Consider the following 18,358-nt stretch of genomic DNA (forward strand, 5'->3'; position numbering starts at 1 on the left):
AAATATTTATCTAAATTTTGAGATTCAATTTTATACTTTTCAACTTTTTCTTCTTTAGTACCATAGAATGCATTGACATAGGGGTAGTAATAATAAAGCGCATTATATATATCAACAAAAACATGAATAATATACCCCAACAAAAAACTTGAATTAATATTTTCTTTGTTTTTCTCATAAAACTCCAACACTGAATCCATCCATAGATTTGCCTTGGTACATGTATCGACCTTTCCCCAAGTTAAACCTTCGGGAAAAAAATGACTTTTTTCCTTTAATTTGTAGCTAAATTCTTCACATGAATGTACTGCATCTGGCGCAATTGTTCCTATCAAAAAATCATTTTCATTTATATTTAAAGAAAATTCCGAAAATATTTCCTCTGCGATAATTATGTGAATCATTGTGTATGCCATATCTTCTCTCCTTATCGTTGTATTATCAATAGCATTTTTACAGATAATGATGTCGAGCATCATTTATTTTTAGCTGTGCATTCAACAATATAAAAGCATAAATTCTAATATCTTATTTTTGATTATATCATGAATTCACAACTCTTCGGCAAAAAGTTAAAAAAACTCCAAGCTTATAAATAAAGGCTTGGAAGCTTATCATGCGGATGACAGGGTGCCAGACGTCCGGTGGACGTCTGACCGGCACCGACCGGAGCGGCAGCGGAGACCTTGAATCCCGGGATTCAAGGTCTCCATCCGCAAAAAACCCCGGAACTTTCGTTCCGGGGTTTGATGCGGATGACAGGACTTGAACCTGCACGCCTCGCGGCACAAGAACCTAAATCTTGCATGTCTGCCAATTCCATCACATCCGCAGTTATATAAAAGGAATCTGCCACATCTATGACAGATCCTGTTTATTCTATCATTCCCATAGAGGGTTGTCAAACATAAGACCATTTTCTCTTTGCTCTATATTGTTCTGCGGATAAATCACTGACAATGAAAGCTATCACTCATTTCCTCCAATTGTTTAAAGGGCAGCGCTGATTTTATATATCCTGCACTTTCATCCTGATTCATTTTCTGCTTATACATTACTTGTGCGTTTTTCATTATTTTATCTTTGTTTTTTCTTATAAAGATTATTTCATCATGAATTAAATCTTTATAGGTTAGATCTTCCTCATTTTCATAATCATATAATTCCAACTCCGAGGCAGGAACAGGTATCATATGACTTATTCTCAATGTTCCTTTTAATTCCTTCTGACCCTTTGAATTTCTGACAATAATTCGAATAATCGGAATGATGCTCTTTTTTATCACTCTGTTCTCGCCTGCGATTTGATAATCAGAATCTTTCGGAGAGGACATCGGCACATAATAGTGATAGCCCTCTAATTCCAAGACAACACCTATATACTTTCTAGTATGTTTTCGACGATTTTCTTTATTAGAATATACATTTGGAAAATCTTTCCTTAAATAATTTATATATTTATCGGATACACTGTAGATTTTCAATAGAATTTTCACCTTTCTATTTATCCTCATTTTGACTTGTAAAATTTAAAGGGAGCAATTTCTGCTCCCCTTGAGTTTAAAACTTCCCACTATCTGGCAGGGACTCTCCCGAGTTTAAAACTTCCCACTATCTGGCAGGGACTCTCCCAATGACGAATCATTTGTCTATATTATATCCATTTTCACAAAAAAAGCAACCTGTATTTTTCATTTCAAAATATAAAAATATTTTTATCTGGCAACATAAAGCGCGCCTCCGTACCATTCCTATTTTCCCTGGAACGCCCAGAACTTATTGAGTACAAAGTTGATCGGCACGCCGATGATCGAGTTGATCAGCGGGGCAATGTATTTGGAGATGTGGAGTACATCGATCCACAGATATGACAGCACGTTGCTCAGAATAATTCCGGTGAATGCGTAGGACAGATACATCTTGATCAGTGCCTGCAAAAGCTCCTTCCAGGAGGTTCCCTCCATGTTAAATACCAGCTTGTTGTTCCAATAAAACGACCACAGCACACTGAGAATAAACGCCACGGTGTTGGCTATGATGTAATCCCAGCGCTGGAATATGTGCGCATGTCCCAGCAGGAACAGGGTTGCAACATTGATCACATAGGATACGACTGTATTGGTGACACCAACGATCCCGAATTTAATAAACTGGATCAGCAACTCCATCTTCGTCTGTTTCTTTTCTGTCATCTCTTTTCCCCCGTATTGTTGTATTCTGCTTCTCATTACTCTGCAGAATTTCTATTCTTATTCTTGTCTAATCCCCGCAGGGTCTATTTCTTATAAATGCTGTCGGTCAGGAATGTAATTTGCATCTTCTCCTGCAGTCGGTTCAGTTCAGCGGCGATCAGCTCGTTGCGCTCCTTGAGCTGCTCTGCGGAGAAGTCATATTCCAGACCGCTGTTGACGTAGTTGCCGTGGTTGCAGATATCGTAGCCGTCCAACCCGGCAATGACAACCTGTGGCATACCGATGTGCAGCAGGAAATGCAGGCACATCAGACCGGAGTTTTCCATGATCGCCGGTTCCTGGGAAGAATAGCTTGCGAAGTTTAACATGTATTCGTAGTCCTTTGCCTCGCGCAGATTGGAGGTGATGATCTTTCTGACGGAATCATCGGTAATGTTTTTGTAGCGGCGCATATGGCAGATGAACGCATAATCACAGGCAAAGTCAGCCGGAACGAAGTTCAGCCCGATCACGACCGGATTCTTTTCACGGATATATTCCTCGACCTGCGCCTTCTGCTGCATCAGACTCTTGCCCGATCCCAGAAGAAGCACCTCTCTGCCCGAAAGCTCCTGCTCCAGCTTCTCGACAGCCTCACGGTCATCGATATAATTTTCCTGATACTGCTTGTAAATCGCCTCAGCCTTATCCTTATTGTAAAGCGCCTTGTCCTCCTTCGGGATCGACTTTAAGATCTCATTGTAGGATTTGACGGTCAGCGTTCCCTTGGACGCGAAGTAGATCGCATAGTTCGGGTGGCAGTCGTTGGCGGCAGACAGATACAGCGGCAGGGAATATCCCCAGAAATGCTCCCGGTAAATGTCGTTGAGATACTCGTCAATGATCTCAAGCATCGGCTCAATGCGGTACTGCTTGTCGAAGTTCTCGTTCATGTACTCGGCGAAAAGCTCCAGATTCAGATTGCCGGCGCCACGTCCCATACCAAACACGCAGGCGTCCAGAATGATGTCGCGGTGCAGATGCATTTCCGTAAAGGCGGAGGCATTGCCCATCGCCTGCTGCATGTTGTTGTGGGAATGATACCCGAGCATAATGTCCTCCCGCAGATTATGATCGGCAATCTGCGCCAGACGGACAAAGTCCTTTTTCTTGATCAGACCGAAGCTGTCCACAATATAAAATGCCTTGATCGGGAGCCGGTTGAACTTCTCGATCAGCGCGATAAATTCACTGTCGGTATAATTGTCGGTTCCCACTGCCTGCGCAAAGACATCGTAGCCCAGCTTTTCCAGCTCCTGAATGTAATTGTACGCCTCCTCGATCTTGCTTTTCTTGAAGATCACACGGAATACATCAAAGCCGTCCGGCACGCGTTTTCCAAGCTTCTCTAACGGGATTGGCCGCCCCATATCGATCATGCCGACATAATGGGTGTCGGGATTCTTCGGTGCGATCATATCCCGCACGCTGTCGTTGCCGTCAAACAGCGAATAATCCTTGCTGTATTCGCATTCTCTGACGAAACCGATCTCGAAGTATTCAATCCCCGCGAGAACAATCTTCTTGCCAATATTGAAAATGGCATCTCTTCCAAAATGCCAGTCATTGACATAACCGCCGTCACGCAGTGTACAATCCAGTAAATTTATCCTGCTCATCTAAAATGCCCCCTTTGCATCTATTGCAGCAATTCGCTGATCTTCCGGACACAGTTGGTGTCCTCATGGGATTCCTCCCCGATATAAACCGCCCGGCTCCCGTACTTATGTGCCATGACGATATCACTCGCATAGGTGTCTCCGACCACAATGATCTCCTCCGGCTTTAAGCCCTTGTCCTGACAGATAATGTCCATCAGCAGCGGATTAGGCTTTCCGACCGAGTAGTCCACCTTTCGTCCAAGGCTTCCCTCCAGCGCGCCGACCATCGCACCACAGCCCGGCATACGCTTCGCATTCTCGCCCGGATAATGATGCTCGAGATTACAGGCAATGATCTTGTCCGCCCGCAGTGCTACCTGCAACGCATCCGTCAGCTTCTGATAATTGAAATCCATATCATAGCCCACGATCACAACCTCCGCATGATCGGAAACCGTAACACCGAGCCCTGCAAACTCCTCTGCCAGCGCATCGCTTCCCATAATGTATACGGTCTTGTAGCCCATCTGATGTGCATAAAGCGCTGCGGCATAGCTGCCGGTATAAACCTCCTCATAGCTGCAGGCAAGCCCCATGCCGGTCAGCTTCTCCCAGATCTGTTTTCTTGTTTTGGTCGAATTGTTTGTCATGAAGTAAACCTGCTTGCCAAGCTCACGGCACCGGCGTACTACCTCATCCGCCCCCGGTATCAGCTTACTTCCATAGTAGATCGTGCCGTCCAGATCAAACAAAACGGCACGAATATTTTTATCTTCTATATATTTCATTATTTATTTCCTGTCTTATCCTTGTCAAAGTTAATGCGCTCCTCCTCAATTACAAGCGGACGCTTCATCATACGCTTATTGATACTGAGCACATACTCGCCCAGAAATCCGATAAAGAACAGCTGAACCGAACCAAGGATGCACACGGCTAACAGGATCGGTGTCATACCGGCCACAAAGCGATCCCAGTAAAGAAGCTTTAAAATCAGATATACAAAGGCGACCACAAGGCTGATCGCGGACATGATAAAGCCCACGATTGTTGCCAGACGAAGACCCGCCTCGTGTATGAAGTAAAGCTGAGCATCGCTGCATCGTAAAGAGTGAACCAGTTGTTGTGCGTCTTGCCGGCGCGGCGCTTCTGCTGCTCATACGGCACGTCCACACGCTTATAGCCAAGCTCTGCGACGATTCCGCGCAGGAACGGTGTCGGATCGTCCAGATTGCGCAGTACATCCACAAAGCCCTTGTCGTAAAGACCAAAGCCGGTGAAATGCTCAATCTGCTCCACATCAGACATCTTCTTGATCATCTTGTAATAACAGGTGCGAAGGAAACGCATGATCTTATTTTCCTTGCTGGTCGTCTTGATCGCACAGACGATTTTGGCACCCTTCTCCCACTCCTCAACAAGACGCGGGATCATTTCCACCGGATCCTGGAAATCACAACACAGGCAGATCGTGCAGTCACCGCTCGTCTGGCAGATTCCGTAATACGGAGAGTTGAACTGTCCGAAATTCTTTGCATTAAAGATTGCTCTGATCTTTGAATTGTCGGCACAGATCTCCCGCAGATACTCTCTGGTACGGTCTGTGGAATCGTTATCAATAAACAAAATCTCATAATCATAGGACGGCAGATTCGTTGTGATCTCACGGATCACCGCCTCACTGATCGCTTTTACATTTTCTTCCTCGTTATAACAAGGTATCATTACACTAATTGTTTTCATGCTGCCTCCATTCCGACTTCATCCACGCGATCGTCTCGGTCATGCCGGTACGAAAATCTGTCTGTGGTACAAATCCGGTATCCTTTGTGAGCTCAGAGATATCGGCACACAGATACATAACCTGTCTCGCGCCATACGGGATCTCACCGAAGCCAAGCCCTGCCTCCGGGTCGATCAGATCTCTGATCTGCTCAATATATTCTTTGAGTGGGCGTGCTGTTCCGCTGCCGATGCAGTACACCTTTCCATGCTGTCCCTTCTCGCCAAGTGCGATCATAGCTCTCGCTGCATCCCTGCTGTACAGATAATCCCACTGCTGTTCTCCTTTGGTCAGGGCAGGTATCTGCCCGTCAAGAAGCTTTCGGATCGTGGTCGTGACCATGGTCTTATCGCTGTCGCATGGTCCGTAAATGCTTAAGATACGCGTCCACACATGGCGCAGCCCAAGCTTTTCGCATTCGATACGGCTCATCTGACCGGCACAAAGCTTCGCCATGCCGTAACCGTTCTCCGGAAATGCCGGTGTCTGCGGTGTCAGATTTCCCTCTACTCTGCCATACTCTGCCTGGGAGCCGGAGCCGACAAACGCCTCGCAGCCCATTCTCGCCGCCAGTCCTGCCGCCTCGATCGTATAACGGATATTATCCGTTTGCAGCCTCATATCATTGCGGGCATCGCCAATCGTTGCCGCCCACCCGAAATGATAGAACACATCGCAGGGCGGAATGTCGGACACGTCCAGATCGCCAAGTCCCGAAAGATCACACTCCACAAGATGGACATGCGCATCCTCCGGAATCCGTGCCGCTCTCGCCGAATGCGGACGGACAATGGCATAGACTTCAATATCCTTTGCAATACATTCCCGGATCAATGCGGTGCCGATGGCTCCGGTCGGTCCGGTCACTACAATCCTTTTCATCTTCTTTCTGCCTTTCTGTTGTTTATCGTCCTACTCTACCGGCGGGATCAGAAGGTTGGCAAGCACTTCCTCCCTTGGAAGGAACGGTGCCAGATCCTCCAGCGGCGGACTCACAAGACTGCCGTCCTCCAGACGCTTTGTTGCGCTCTTCGGCTCGAAGTTCTGTGTCGGTGAAACGAAGATCTCACAGAATACAGGTCCCTCCTCTGCCAGCGTCTTATCAACTGCTTTCTTCATTTCTTCGTTGCTGTGTGCCTGATAATATGTGTATCCAAATGCCTGAGACAGCTTCTCAAACTCCGGGAATGACAGATCGCCGCTCTCCGGCCCGATTCCGACCTTGCAATGATTGCTGAACAGATTGTTCTGCGTCTGACGAATGGAATGATAGCCCTGATTGTTGATCAAAAACAGCTTGATCGGAAGCTTGTTTGTCAGTACCGTCTGCAGCTCCTGCAGATTCATCATGATACTTCCATCGCCCTCAATACAGATCGTGTCCTTGCGGTCATTTGCCACACAGGCACCGATAGCTGCCGGCAGACCGTAGCCCATGCTGGCGATCGCACTGTTAATGATGAAACGTGCATCCTTCTGGATCACATAGTTATGGCTTCCCACCACGCAGGCACTTCCGTTTGAAACAACGGTCAGATTGCCCTCCGGCAGGCTTTCACTCAGATAATTGATAAATGCATATACATTGGCGTAGCTGCCATCCTCTTCCCAATGCTTCGGCAGCGTAACCGGATAATCTTTCTTCCAGTTCTGACAGCGGCTTACCCAGTCCTGTCCGGTAAATACAGGCGTCTCGCCGGATAAGGTCTGATCCATTTTCTCAAAGAAATCCTTTGCGTCCGCACAAACCGGCATGTCCACATGGATCGTGGTCTTCTTAAGCTCTGCCGGATCCACATCAACGTCGATCACATACGCCTCTCTCGCCCATGTCTTCCAATTGTAGCCGACCTGACGAATGGACAGACGGTTTCCGACAGCAAGCACAAGATCTGCATTCTGCACGGCAAAGTTGCCGGCACGGTCACCCATGATGCCACCACGGCCTACATAAAGCGGATGTGCCGTCTCGATCGCATCGATAGAATCCCAGCAGGTTGCCACCGGAATGCCAAGCTTCTCCACAACACTTCGGAATGCCTCATAGCCCTCGGAAAGCCGGATGCCATTGCCCGCATAAAGTACCGGACGTTTCGCCTGACGTACCTTTTCGATGACCTGATCGATCACACTCTGTGCTACCGAAACCGGCATCTTTGCGGAATCCTCCGCCGGATCGTAGCCTCTCAGATCGTCCGTCTCAATATAACAGCCCTGATAATTCACCGGAATGTCGATCCATACCGGACCTCTTCTGCCGGTCATTGCCAGATGATATGCCTTCTCCAACGCATAACGGATCTGCATCGGATCCTCGATCATCACGGCATATTTGCACATGCTGTCGACAGATTTTGTAATATCAAACTCCTGATCGCCCACGGCACGAAGCGGCAATCCATCCGTGAACCGGCTCATATAACGTGCTGTCGTGTCATAACGGACCTGTCCGGAGATCACGAACATCGGCACGGAATCAAGCCATCCGCCAACCACGCCGGTAATTGCATTGGTTCCGCCCGGTCCGGTGGTCACACAGAGTGCCGCCATCCTGTTATGAATGCGGGAATACGCCTCTGCCGCAATGGCACAGCCCTGCTCATGATGATTGTAAAGACAGTGCATGCCTTCCTTGTGTCCAAGTGCATCATTCAGATGCATGGCACCGCCGCCTGTCACCATAAAACAGTCTGTAATTCCATGATCTACCAAAAAATCTGCTACATAATCTGCTAATCGTTGTTTCATGCTGCCTCCATCTGACGCTCACGCTCCTGCTTCTGCGGGATGCCGGTCAAAATATATTCCTTCGGCTCTTCCTGCCATATGCTCCTTCGCCGGACAGTCCGGCTGCCGGTGCATACGATCGCTTCGCCGTATTTTACTGTTCTACTGCTTCCTTGATCTTACGAATCATATAGTCGATCATCTCATCGGTCATTCCCGGATAAACACCGATCCAGAATGTGTCCGTCATGATCTGATCTGTCACCGGCAGATCGCCGATCACACGATAGCCCTCGCCGGACTTCTTCAGCTCGCTAAAGCAAGGCTGCTTTAGCATATTACCGCCAAACAGCATACGTGTCTGCACGCCTTCCTTCTCCAGATACTGTACCACGGTATTCTTCTCAACGCCCTCACGGCAGGTCAGCAGGAAGCCGAACCAGCTGGGGTCTGAATTCTCACATGGCTCCGGAAGGATCAGCTTGTCCTCCACGCACTTAAGTCCTTCCTTCAGACGGCTGAAGTTATGCTTTCTGCGCTCCACAAAGGAAGGGAACTTCTCGAGCTGCGCACAGCCGACAGCCGCCTGCATATCGGTTGCCTTGAGATTATATCCAAAATGAGAATATACATACTTATGATCATATCCGAACGGAAGCTCTCCGTGCTGTCCGTCAAAGCGGTGACCGCACATATTGTCACGGCCAGATGCACAGATGCAGTCACGCCCCCAGTCACGCATGGAGCGGATGATCTTGTTTAATAACGGATCGTCGGTATAAACAGCACCGCCCTCTCCCATCGTCATATGATGTGGCGGATAGAAGCTTGATGTTCCGATGTCTCCGATGGTTCCTGTCTGCTTTGTGACACCGTCGATCGTGTAGGTGGAACCCAGCGCATCGCAGTTGTCCTCAACAAGCCAGAGATTATGCTTATCACAAAATGCCTTGACTGCGGCAAGATCAAACGGATTGCCGAGCGTATGTGCGATCATGACCGCCTTCGTCTTGTCGGAAAGTGCTGCCTCAAGCTGTGTCACATCAATGTTGTACTGAGGAATCGTCATATCCACAAATACCGGCACGGCACCGTACTGGATCATTGCTGCGATCGTTGTCGGAAATCCCGCTGCCACCGTGATCACCTCATCCCCGCGGTTGATCTTGCGGTCACCCAGAAGCGGTGAGGTCAGTGTCATAAAAGCGACTAAATTTGCAGACGATCCGGAGTTGACCAGCGCACAGTAGCGCACGCCCAGATATTCTGCGAACTTCTTCTCAAATTCATCGGTATAACGTCCGGCGGTCAGCCAGAACTCCAATGCGGAATCCACAAGATTGCACATCTCTGCATGATCGTATACACGGGATGCATACGGGATCCGGTCTCCCTCATGATACTCCTTCTTGTTGTGATATGTGTCACAGTATTCTGCGACCATTTTCAGGATTTCTTCCTTTGCCTGCTGCTCTGTCTTATTTTCGAACATACTGCCTCCATTCTATATATTCACATACATATCTCTCTAAAATTCTGTCGAAGTCAAACGCTTTGCCCCAACAGGTGTCATATGTTACTGTCTGCTCTTCGTACTATAAAACTCGTCGATCTCCCGGTCCATCTCTGCCGGAATATCACCGCCTGCCAGCCATACCTTGCTGAAGCGGCATGTCATTTCCATGCACTCCTCAATGTGCCACCGCGGTGTCCATCCAAAGACACGCTTTACCTTGCTGCAGTCTAACTTGAGGAAATTCGCCTCATGCGGCGCATTCTCCTCCGCCTGGTTCTCCCATGCAGCACCATCGCCCCAGCACTTGCAGAACAGGTCGGTCAGCTCGCCGGTCGTCACGCAGTCGCACTCATCCGGTCCCACGTTATAAAATCCTGCATAGCTCTTATCCTCATACTGCTTCTGTGCGATCAAAAGATAAACGCCAAGCGGTTCCAGTACATGCTGGAATGGTCTGGTGGAATACGGATTCCTTACGCCGATAGTGTCCCCCCGCTGCATCGCACGCACGCAGTCCGGGATGATCCTGTCGTTGGCAAAGTCGCCTCCGCCGATCACATTGCCTGCTCTCGCTGTGGAGACTGCCAGATCACGGTCTGCAAAAAAAGAGTTGATGTAGCTGTGTGTGACAAGCTCGGAACAGGATTTGCTGTTGGAATACGGATCAAAGCCATCAAGCGGCTCATTCTCGCGATAGCCCCACTCCCATTCTTTATTCTCATAGACCTTATCGGTCGTGACATTCAGGAAACTCTTTACGCACGGATTCTGCCTGACACATTCACAGATATTGACGGTTCCCATCACATTGGTCTCGTAGGTGTAAACCGGATCCTTATAGGAATCCCGCACGATCGGCTGTGCCGCGAGATGAAGCACGATCTCCGGCTGCGTCTTTTCAAAGACCTCCTTTAAATGGTTCAGATCACGGATATCTCCGATCACTGAATTCATATGCGGTGCCAGATCCGCCAATGAGAACAGATCCGGGTCCGTCGGCGGCTCCAGTGAGTAGCCGGTCACCTCTGCGCCCGCCTTGATCAGAATCCGGCAGAGCCAGCTTCCCTTAAAGCCTGTGTGTCCTGTTACCAGCACACGTTTTCCTTTATAAAATGATACGTCCATTTCTATATATCCTTTCCGGTTAATCGTTCCATTTCTTCCATGGTGCATTGCCGGTGCGCAGGTACTGCTCCAGCATGTCCATCTCACGCTTGTTGTCCATGCACTGCCAGAAACCGCGATGCATATAAGACATCAGCTCACCCTCCGCAGCAAGACGTTCCAACGGCTCCCTCTCCAGAATGGTATCATCTCCGTCAATGTAATCAAAGATATCCGGCTCTAATACCATATATCCTGCATTGATCGGTGCTCCGTCCGAAATATTCTTCTCACGGAACGACTTCACGGCATTGTCGCCGCCAATATTTAATACGCCCTTCTGCTGCTCCTGCATAACGGCAGTCAGCGTTGCCTTCTTGCCGTGGTTTCGATGGAACTCTAACAACTTGGCAATATCGACATCACACACGCCATCCCCGTAGGTCAGCATAAATGTCTCATCCCCCACATACGGCTGAATGCGCTTCACTCTGCCACCGGTCATCGTCTCCAGTCCGGTGTCCACCACCGTCACCTTCCACGGCTCGCAGCGGTGGTCGTGTACCATCACTGTCTTCTGTCCGTTCGTATAATCAAAGGTCACATCGCTGTGATACAGGAAATAGTTTGAGAACCACTCCTTGATCATGTGCTGCTTATAGCCTGCGCAGATAATAAATTCATTAAATCCGTAGTAGGAATATTCCTTCATAATATGCCAGAGGATCGGATTGCCTCCGATCTCCACCATCGGCTCGGCTTATACTGGGACTCCTCTGAGATACGGGTTCCCTTTCCCCCTGCTAAAAGTACAACTTTCAAATCATCACCATACCTTTCCGTTTCTATGATTGTATGAGTACCAGAATCTGCCTCAGATAACAGAGTATTGGTACAATAAACAGCAGTGCGATAAACAGCGCATACACAACCCCATATATGTCATACGCAATGCTTCCAAGCACGCCTTCTGTCTTTTGATCCTGCTTTACGATTCCCTTCTTGAACAGATACCGGCCTGCCACGCAGATAAGCAGCGTGATCAGCGAAATGATCAGTCCCAGCGTTCTGCCGCTTGGGTGATATTTTAATACGATATTGTCACTTCCCTGTTCTACAGGAATAGAAAGCATTCCATCGATCGAACCGATCTCGACCTTCTTACCGTTGACCTTGCAGCTCCATCCTTTATCATAGGAAATCGGAAGGAACACATTACTCTTCGTCACATTGTCCAGCTTAAGCTTCACGCCACTGTTCTTCTGCTTCAGCGTTGTGATCTTCGGATTCTGATCCTGAATCTCCTTTACCGCCCCGGTCAGAAGATCATAGTCAAGCCAGCCGATATGAAGCTGGGAAAGATCCGCCTCGCCGTTAAATTCAACCGAAACGCTCTCATTTTCAAAGCTTCCAAGGCAGATCAGACCATTGCCAAAGTCCACCGGATAGCTGGTATTTTCGGAAGAATCAGAATTTGGAATATATACCTCCTGACCGTTGACCGTGATGGTCTCCTGCAGATCCGTGTTGTTCGTGCCATAAAAATATAACACCTTACGCCCACCGGTCACATTCGTCTCATAGATAAGATCCGTCGTATCAAGTTCGCCGGTCACATCCCGGATCAACGTCTCATTGCTTCCTGTGATTGCTGAAAACAGACTGTTCTGAGTACTGAACAGATCGCTGCCCGCAGATAATTCATAGGTATCCGTACCAATGGCAAACGGCAGCTCCAGATTATTCTTGTAAAGTCCGATCTGATCTCCGTTATAGCCCTCCACGTTCTCGCACAGAGAATACATGCTCTCCGGGAGATTACGGTAGCTTAGATCATATTGGATATGTAACAGCGTATCGGAAAAGATCGTTCCGCCGGCATCCAAAAGCTGTGTCCAGTTGATGGAATAGCCGAGTGCCGCAAAGTTCGGCTGCAGATCCGGATTGATCACATGCCAGTAATTTGAAATCGCTTCCTGTCCCATGACAAGTGCATAATCAATATGATCGATCTTATAATCGGTATTCTTGATTCGTTCAAAGTCTTTGATATCTGTCGTAACGCTCTTGCCTGCGTTATTGGCAGCCTCCAGATATTCGGAGGAAAATACGGTTGCATTCTCCTTGTTGGTTGCAAAGCAGATGACCGAGGTTGCAACAAGCTGCGCACACATCAGCACCAGCACTGCCGTCTTGCGCTTGTGACTCTTTAAGATAAACAGGTACAGACCTGCAAAAACTGCCTCGATCACGAGACACAAAAATCCATCACCAAGTGTCGCATAGGAAGAATGACCGCAATATGCCGCGTATGCTTTGTAGATAACTCTTCCCGCGATCAGCGCTGCAGCGAGGCAGACACAGGCAATACAAAGGCTTCGGAACACATCCTCCTTCTGCGTCTCGTCCTTCTCGCGATGATCCTGATATAACAATGCCGCAAAATCGATCAACACAAAGGATACCACATAGATAAAGCGAACCGGCCAGCTTGCTCTGCTGCCGCCATGCCACAAAAGCTCCACCGAAGGATGATCATGGATACAAGCATCAACAAAGTCAGGATCATATGACCCTTATACTTCCGGCGCTCCCCCTTCTGTCCATTCCCCACAACAAAGAAGCCAATAATACATGCAAACGGCAGTGCCATGTTGACGCACATGCGGCGGACCATACTCCACTCGTAGCTGCTCCACTGTGCCTGCAGTGCCGTTGCATAAGTTGCCAGATAATCTCCGTCACCGCTTCGTGGTGCCTCAGCAATACTGCGAAGTGCTGGGATCACGACCACTGCGCTTAAAAGCAGGGAGACGAGTACGGATACGCCGAGCCGGAGAATCCACCGCTTCTTCTCTTCCTTCTCTTTTGCAGAATCGACAAAGGTGCGGATTCCTGAGGATAACAGAATAAAAAGCAATGTAATACAGCCGGTATAAACATCCACCATCATCGCCAGCGTAAATACAATGATAAAGTAAAGACAGCCCTTATTCTCATAAAGCCGGTCAATTCCGATCATGATCAGCGGCAGCAGAAACGCCACGTCCATTACGAGCATGATCTGGAAATGTACTAAGGATGCCGCTCCGAATGCATAAACAGCTGCACCTGCCACATATGCCATGCGCTCCATGTCATATTTGCGCAGATAGAAATACATCGCATATGCGATCGCGATCATTTTCAATATCATCAGAATATTGGCAAAATAATACAGATACGCTCTCGTTGAAAAATATAAAAAGAGATTGAGCGGGCTGAACAGCGCTCCCAGAGAAACCGCTCCGGAAATGTTCATGCCAAGACCTGAATTCCAGGTAAAAAACGGGCTTGCCTTTCCGTGCAGCACATCCCATACATAATACATTCCTGCCGGGATCGTCTGCTGAACCATGTCACCGCGGGCGATCGACTTGCTTCCAAACGGGTAAATGCCATTGACGCCATACGCAATGCACGCCGCTATCGTAACCAAGAGCAGCAGGATTCCCAGATCCATCACAGTCTTCCGGTTCTCCGGACGTTTTAACTTATTTTTTATTGTTTCCGCCTTCATGAAACACCCCTTTTCTCAATCGTGAATCGTCAAAAAACTCCAATTTTCATTATACCATCACGGCTTGAATCTGACAACCGATAACGCAAAACGATCCGACCGTTTTCAGGCACACAGCAGACGCAGTATTTCTGCCTTCTCCCGCAGCAGGGGAGTCAACGGAGGATCCGGCTGTTTCTTCCTATTGCATATCGCTCCGGTCTCAGTTAAAATAGAAGTATATGGGTATATTTTATTGGGGTTTTACAAGAAAGGATATTACAAATGAATCAGGAAATTTCTGCAAATACAACAGCGGCTCCGGCGCAAAAACGCCAGTCCAATATCGAGCTTTTGCGCATCATCACAATGATCATGATCGTTGCGCATCATTTTTCCGTACATGGGAATTTTGATTTTCCGATCAATACGGTCACAATAAACCGGCTTTGGATCCAGTTTATCCAGATCGGCGGCAAGATCGGTGTCGATGTTTTCGTACTGATCTCGGGATATTTTCTGATCACGGCAGATTCTCTGAAGATCAATAAAGCGATCAAGATGTGGATCCAGATCTTTACTTATTCCGTTCTGATCTATGTATTATTTGTCATTTTAAGACCGACACCGTTTAGTGCAAAAGATTTGGTCAAGAACGCACTTCCGATCACCTATGACCGCTGGTGGTTCGCAAGCGGCTACTTTGTACTCTATCTGCTATCACCTTTTATCAATAAGGCGATCCGCTCCTTTGACAGAACAACCTATCTGCAGATGCTTGCACTGATGACCTTCTGCTGGTGCATTATCCCGACCTTTCTCTACGAGACATGGGAATGCAACGACCTGCTCTGGTTCATTTACCTGTATCTGATCAGTGGCTACATCCGGCTTCACGCCAAGGAATCAACGATCACGGGACGTACCTATCTGCTGGTGTCCGGCTTCCTGATCCTGCTGACCTTCGGCTCCGCTGTCGTTTTCGACTTTCTCGGACTGAGGCTGCCGTTCTTCGGCATGAATGCCACCTTCTTCTATGAGATGCATCAGATTCCGATCGTGCTGATCTCGATCACAATGTTTCTGGGATTTTCCAAGATCAAAATGCCGTACATTCCGGCGATCAATCTGATCTCCGCAACAACCTTCGGCGTTTACCTCATCCACGATAACCGCTATGTACGTCCGTTCCTCTGGCGTCATATTTTCCGAAACGCCGCATTTGCGGAAGACAGGCTTCTGATCCCTTATTCGATCGTGGTGGTCCTGCTTGTCTTTATCGTCTGCTCCCTGATCGAGCTGATCCGCATCCATGTACTCGAAAATCAGTACATGAAGCTTATTGACTGGCTTTGCGTGACTTTATCACGCGAAGGATCATCCCAAACTCCGGGTTATGTGAAATCCATGACAGCACTATATAACAGATTCCACCGGCAATAACCTGCACGAAAAGCTCCAGCACAAGATTGTGCCAGGACAGCAGGGAAATACCATAGACAGCAGCTCCCATGAGAGCTGACAGTGCAAATGCAGGAAACGCATCCGCCAGGATCTCTCCGATGTGATAGCGGATCGTTTTCCCGGTCATATAGCTGTTGATCACAAGCTCGATCAGCGCATTGATCGGCAGCGTCAGTGCCACTGCCATGATCCCGAAATGAAGTGCCACAAATATAGAAATTAAAAAGATCGGTTTCTTGATAAATTCTGAATAAAGCATCATATCGCTGCGTCCGACCGCTTTGACGCACTGTAGTGCCACGGTTCCGGGCACCGAGATCACCGCCTCCAGACATACCACCCAGACGAACGGCACCATCGCAATCCATTTGCTGGTGTAAAGCACGATCGTCAGCGGTCTTGCCACAACCATCATCCCCGCCATCAGCGGAAAGATAATGTAGCTTAGCATACGCACACTCTGTCTGGACAAAATCTTCACCTTTTCATTCTCATCATTCACCTGGGACATCCCCGGGAAAAGTACACTGATCAGTGCCGTACTGATATTTGTCTTGAGCAGCATCGGAAGCTGCTTTCCTTTGGTATAATATGCCAGATCTGCCGTCGTATAACGCAGTCCCACGATAAAATCACCCAGATTGTTAAAGATCGTTCCGATCAGGTCGGTCATCATAACCTTGCTTCCATAGGCGATCAGAGGCTTCGCACGCTTCCATGAAAACATGAGCCTCGGATGCCAGCGCACCGTCACAAACAGGAACAGCGTATCGATGATCGTGTTTGTCAGATACTGTGCGATCAGCGCCCATACACCTGCACCTTTCAGTGCCATCACGATTCCAACCACTGCAGAGACCAGCGTTCCGATGATCGTTGAGAAAAAGAACCGCTTAAAGTCCATTTTACGGGAAATATATGCTGTCTGGATCGACTGGAAGGAAGAAATCGGCAGACGGATCGCAAAAACGCGGATCGCCTGCTTTAATAACGGCATCTTATATGCAGTGGCAAGAAACGGAGCCGCCACGAAAAGGATCGCATAAAGTCCCATTCCAAGGATAAAGTTGCAGTAAAATATCGTGGAAAAATCAAGCTCGTCCACGTCCTGCTTCTGGATCAGCGCCGTATTCAGACCGCTGGTCAGCAGCACATCGGCGATCGTGATAAACACATTGATGATCGCGATAATTCCGTAGTCCGATGGCATCAGGATGCGCGCCAGCACCAGCGATACCACAAAGGAAACGCCCTGTGCAATAAAACGCTCTGCAAACTTCCACACCATTCCGGACATGATCTGTTTCTTTAAACTTGTCTCAGCCATGCTTGTCCCCCTTCTTTGTCTCTCTTCCGTATAAATATCAAACAGTGCTTCTCCGGCATATCTGCTGCCATCGAAGCACTTATCGTTCTGTTATTTGCGGTTCATCTGCTGTTTCAATTGGATCAGATACTTGTATGCAGAATGATCCTGAGCCGTGCAGAGATTTTCATGAAAATAAAAGTATTCCTCATCGTGCGGATTCGTCTTAAAAAAGACATCTCCCTTTGACCGCTTCATCACATATTCCTGATAGGACTTCGTAAAATAGTGATTGAGCTGGATCGGAAAATCCCTGCTGTCCGCCTTGCTGAATGTACCGGTGCAGACATGGTCAAATGCATTGACCGGCGGAAGCTGTCTTCCCTTGTACATCGTCCAGAAGCTGTGATGCATCCCCGCATTCTGCGGCGAATCCGGGTTGACACCGAACGCCGTATTGTAGAAGCATTTGCCGACGTCGTAATACTTCGGCCAGCAGACGGTGAAATCCTCCGCCACAAGACCTTCGATATCGCGGTCCATTCTTCCGGAGGTTCCGAAAAGCTGCCAGTTGAGCTTTACCGCACCGCGCTTTGTCTCGAACGGCTTCAAAAAACCATAAATATCATTTGTACTTTTCGGCACGATAAATTCATCAATATCAATAAAGCCGAGCCACTTTGTCTCGCCGGCATATTTGTCAATGCAGTCCTTGTAACACTTCATTTGCGCCTGCTCGTAAGGAAACTGGATCAGTGTGACGAGACCGCTCTGCACATACTCCTCCAGCACGCTCTGATAATCATCCTCGGAATTGTTGTTGTAGAGATAGAAATGCTCCACACCCACCAGATGATTAAACTCGATCCATTCCTTCAGATAAGGTGCCTCATTTTTAAAGATCGCGCAGACGGCAACGTTGTATTTCTTATCCTGCGGCTTTACATGCACAAACCGGTAACGCAGCTTATATAATGCAGCCTGCACCCGGAACGCAAACTTTAAAAACGCCCCAGGCGTCCCTGTCTCACTGTCCTCCACACGGATAAAATCCTTCTCAAATACTGCTCTCTTCATATCGACTCCTC

14 protein-coding genes, 1 tRNA gene and 2 pseudogenes are annotated in these 18,358 nt (G+C 48.1%); 1 reads left to right on the forward strand and 16 read right to left on the reverse strand.

Annotation, left to right across the window (positions count from 1 at the left end; genetic code table 11):
• From DXA20_RS14015 to DXA20_RS17240, 14 genes and pseudogenes are all read right to left on the reverse strand, one after another.
• Positions 1–416, reverse strand: a 416-nt coding sequence (locus DXA20_RS14015) for a zinc dependent phospholipase C family protein (protein ID WP_199877092.1), incomplete at its 3' end; no start/stop codon positions are given.
• Between the two features lie 334 nt (positions 417–750).
• A tRNA-Leu gene (locus DXA20_RS14020) sits at positions 751–832 on the reverse strand.
• Between the two features lie 118 nt (positions 833–950).
• Complete coding sequence (locus tag DXA20_RS14025) at positions 951–1,484, reverse strand: type III toxin-antitoxin system ToxN/AbiQ family toxin (RefSeq protein WP_243100683.1); 534 nt, start codon at positions 1,482–1,484, stop codon at positions 951–953.
• 267 nt (positions 1,485–1,751) lie between these two features.
• A complete protein-coding gene (locus DXA20_RS14030; RefSeq protein ID WP_022306278.1) occupies positions 1,752–2,192 on the reverse strand; it encodes a GtrA family protein in 441 nt (146 codons plus the stop codon).
• 83 nt (positions 2,193–2,275) lie between these two features.
• Complete coding sequence (locus DXA20_RS14035; protein ID WP_118561622.1) at positions 2,276–3,850, reverse strand: hypothetical protein; 1,575 nt, start codon at positions 3,848–3,850, stop codon at positions 2,276–2,278.
• Positions 3,851–3,870: 20 nt separating this feature from the next.
• Positions 3,871–4,620 carry an HAD-IIA family hydrolase gene (locus DXA20_RS14040; protein ID WP_022306280.1) on the reverse strand — a complete coding sequence of 250 codons (750 nt, stop codon included), beginning with the start codon at positions 4,618–4,620 and terminating at the stop codon, positions 3,871–3,873.
• Positions 4,620–5,575: pseudogene (locus DXA20_RS14045) on the reverse strand (glycosyltransferase family 2 protein). The gene DXA20_RS14040 and the pseudogene DXA20_RS14045 overlap by 1 nt, the downstream one beginning before the upstream one ends.
• Positions 5,562–6,497, reverse strand: coding sequence for an NAD-dependent epimerase/dehydratase family protein (locus tag DXA20_RS14050; RefSeq protein ID WP_118561624.1), 936 nt, complete (start codon positions 6,495–6,497; stop codon positions 5,562–5,564). Before DXA20_RS14050 ends, DXA20_RS14045 begins: the two are co-directional and overlap by 14 nt.
• Positions 6,498–6,527: 30 nt before the next feature.
• Positions 6,528–8,363, reverse strand: coding sequence for a thiamine pyrophosphate-binding protein (locus tag DXA20_RS14055; RefSeq protein WP_118561626.1), 1,836 nt, complete (start codon positions 8,361–8,363; stop codon positions 6,528–6,530).
• A gap of 133 nt (positions 8,364–8,496) precedes the next feature.
• Positions 8,497–9,834: a lipopolysaccharide biosynthesis protein RfbH gene (gene rfbH / locus DXA20_RS14060; protein WP_022306284.1), complete on the reverse strand. Its 1,338-nt coding sequence runs from the start codon at positions 9,832–9,834 to the stop codon at positions 8,497–8,499.
• 84 nt (positions 9,835–9,918) lie between these two features.
• Positions 9,919–10,983, reverse strand: coding sequence for a CDP-glucose 4,6-dehydratase (gene rfbG / locus DXA20_RS14065; protein ID WP_118561628.1), 1,065 nt, complete (start codon positions 10,981–10,983; stop codon positions 9,919–9,921).
• Positions 10,984–11,071: 88 nt separating this feature from the next.
• Positions 11,072–11,713 (reverse strand): annotated as a pseudogene (locus tag DXA20_RS14070) (glucose-1-phosphate cytidylyltransferase); the annotation flags it as partial.
• A 94-nt stretch (positions 11,714–11,807) separates the two neighbouring features.
• Complete coding sequence (locus DXA20_RS17235; protein WP_158577245.1) at positions 11,808–13,478, reverse strand: YfhO family protein; 1,671 nt, start codon at positions 13,476–13,478, stop codon at positions 11,808–11,810.
• Positions 13,412–14,521 (reverse strand): YfhO family protein, encoded by a 1,110-nt coding sequence (locus tag DXA20_RS17240; protein ID WP_118561632.1) that lies wholly within the window; start codon positions 14,519–14,521, stop codon positions 13,412–13,414. Before DXA20_RS17240 ends, DXA20_RS17235 begins: the two co-directional genes overlap by 67 nt.
• A gap of 264 nt (positions 14,522–14,785) precedes the next feature.
• On the opposite strand from DXA20_RS17240, the gene DXA20_RS14085 reads away from it, so the two are divergent.
• Entirely contained in the window at positions 14,786–15,943 is a 1,158-nt protein-coding gene (locus DXA20_RS14085; RefSeq protein WP_118561634.1) for an acyltransferase, read from the forward strand.
• Here the strand turns inward: DXA20_RS14085 and DXA20_RS14090 are convergent.
• Together DXA20_RS14090 and DXA20_RS14095 are read right to left on the reverse strand one after the other, a co-directional pair.
• A complete protein-coding gene (locus DXA20_RS14090; protein ID WP_118561636.1) occupies positions 15,840–17,291 on the reverse strand; it encodes a lipopolysaccharide biosynthesis protein in 1,452 nt (483 codons plus the stop codon). The genes DXA20_RS14085 and DXA20_RS14090 overlap by 104 nt on opposite strands.
• Before the next feature lie 90 nt (positions 17,292–17,381).
• Positions 17,382–18,347 carry a glycosyltransferase family 92 protein gene (locus DXA20_RS14095; protein ID WP_022306290.1) on the reverse strand — a complete coding sequence of 322 codons (966 nt, stop codon included), beginning with the start codon at positions 18,345–18,347 and terminating at the stop codon, positions 17,382–17,384.
• Positions 18,348–18,358: the final 11 nt, after the last annotated feature.

Origin of the sequence: Roseburia sp. AM59-24XD, from assembly GCF_003478445.1 — a bacterium.
Classification (GTDB): domain Bacteria; phylum Bacillota; class Clostridia; order Lachnospirales; family Lachnospiraceae; genus Jutongia.

Bases quoted from the DNA above. Each gene is read 5' to 3' on its own strand.
- DXA20_RS14030 (WP_022306278.1), bottom strand. From the start codon at position 2,192: ATGACAGAAAAGAAACAGACGAAGATGGAGTTGCTGATCCAGTTTATT.
- DXA20_RS14035 (WP_118561622.1), bottom strand. From the start codon at position 3,850: ATGAGCAGGATAAATTTACTGGATTGTACACTGCGTGACGGCGGTTAT.
- DXA20_RS14040 (WP_022306280.1), bottom strand. From the start codon at position 4,620: ATGAAATATATAGAAGATAAAAATATTCGTGCCGTTTTGTTTGATCTG.
- DXA20_RS14050 (WP_118561624.1), bottom strand. From the start codon at position 6,497: ATGAAAAGGATTGTAGTGACCGGACCGACCGGAGCCATCGGCACCGCA.
- DXA20_RS14055 (WP_118561626.1), bottom strand. From the start codon at position 8,363: ATGAAACAACGATTAGCAGATTATGTAGCAGATTTTTTGGTAGATCAT.
- rfbH (WP_022306284.1), bottom strand. From the start codon at position 9,834: ATGTTCGAAAATAAGACAGAGCAGCAGGCAAAGGAAGAAATCCTGAAA.
- rfbG (WP_118561628.1), bottom strand. From the start codon at position 10,983: ATGGACGTATCATTTTATAAAGGAAAACGTGTGCTGGTAACAGGACAC.
- DXA20_RS17240 (WP_118561632.1), bottom strand. From the start codon at position 14,521: ATGAAGGCGGAAACAATAAAAAATAAGTTAAAACGTCCGGAGAACCGG.
- DXA20_RS14085 (WP_118561634.1), top strand. From the start codon at position 14,786: ATGAATCAGGAAATTTCTGCAAATACAACAGCGGCTCCGGCGCAAAAA.
- DXA20_RS14090 (WP_118561636.1), bottom strand. From the start codon at position 17,291: ATGGCTGAGACAAGTTTAAAGAAACAGATCATGTCCGGAATGGTGTGG.
- DXA20_RS14095 (WP_022306290.1), bottom strand. From the start codon at position 18,347: ATGAAGAGAGCAGTATTTGAGAAGGATTTTATCCGTGTGGAGGACAGT.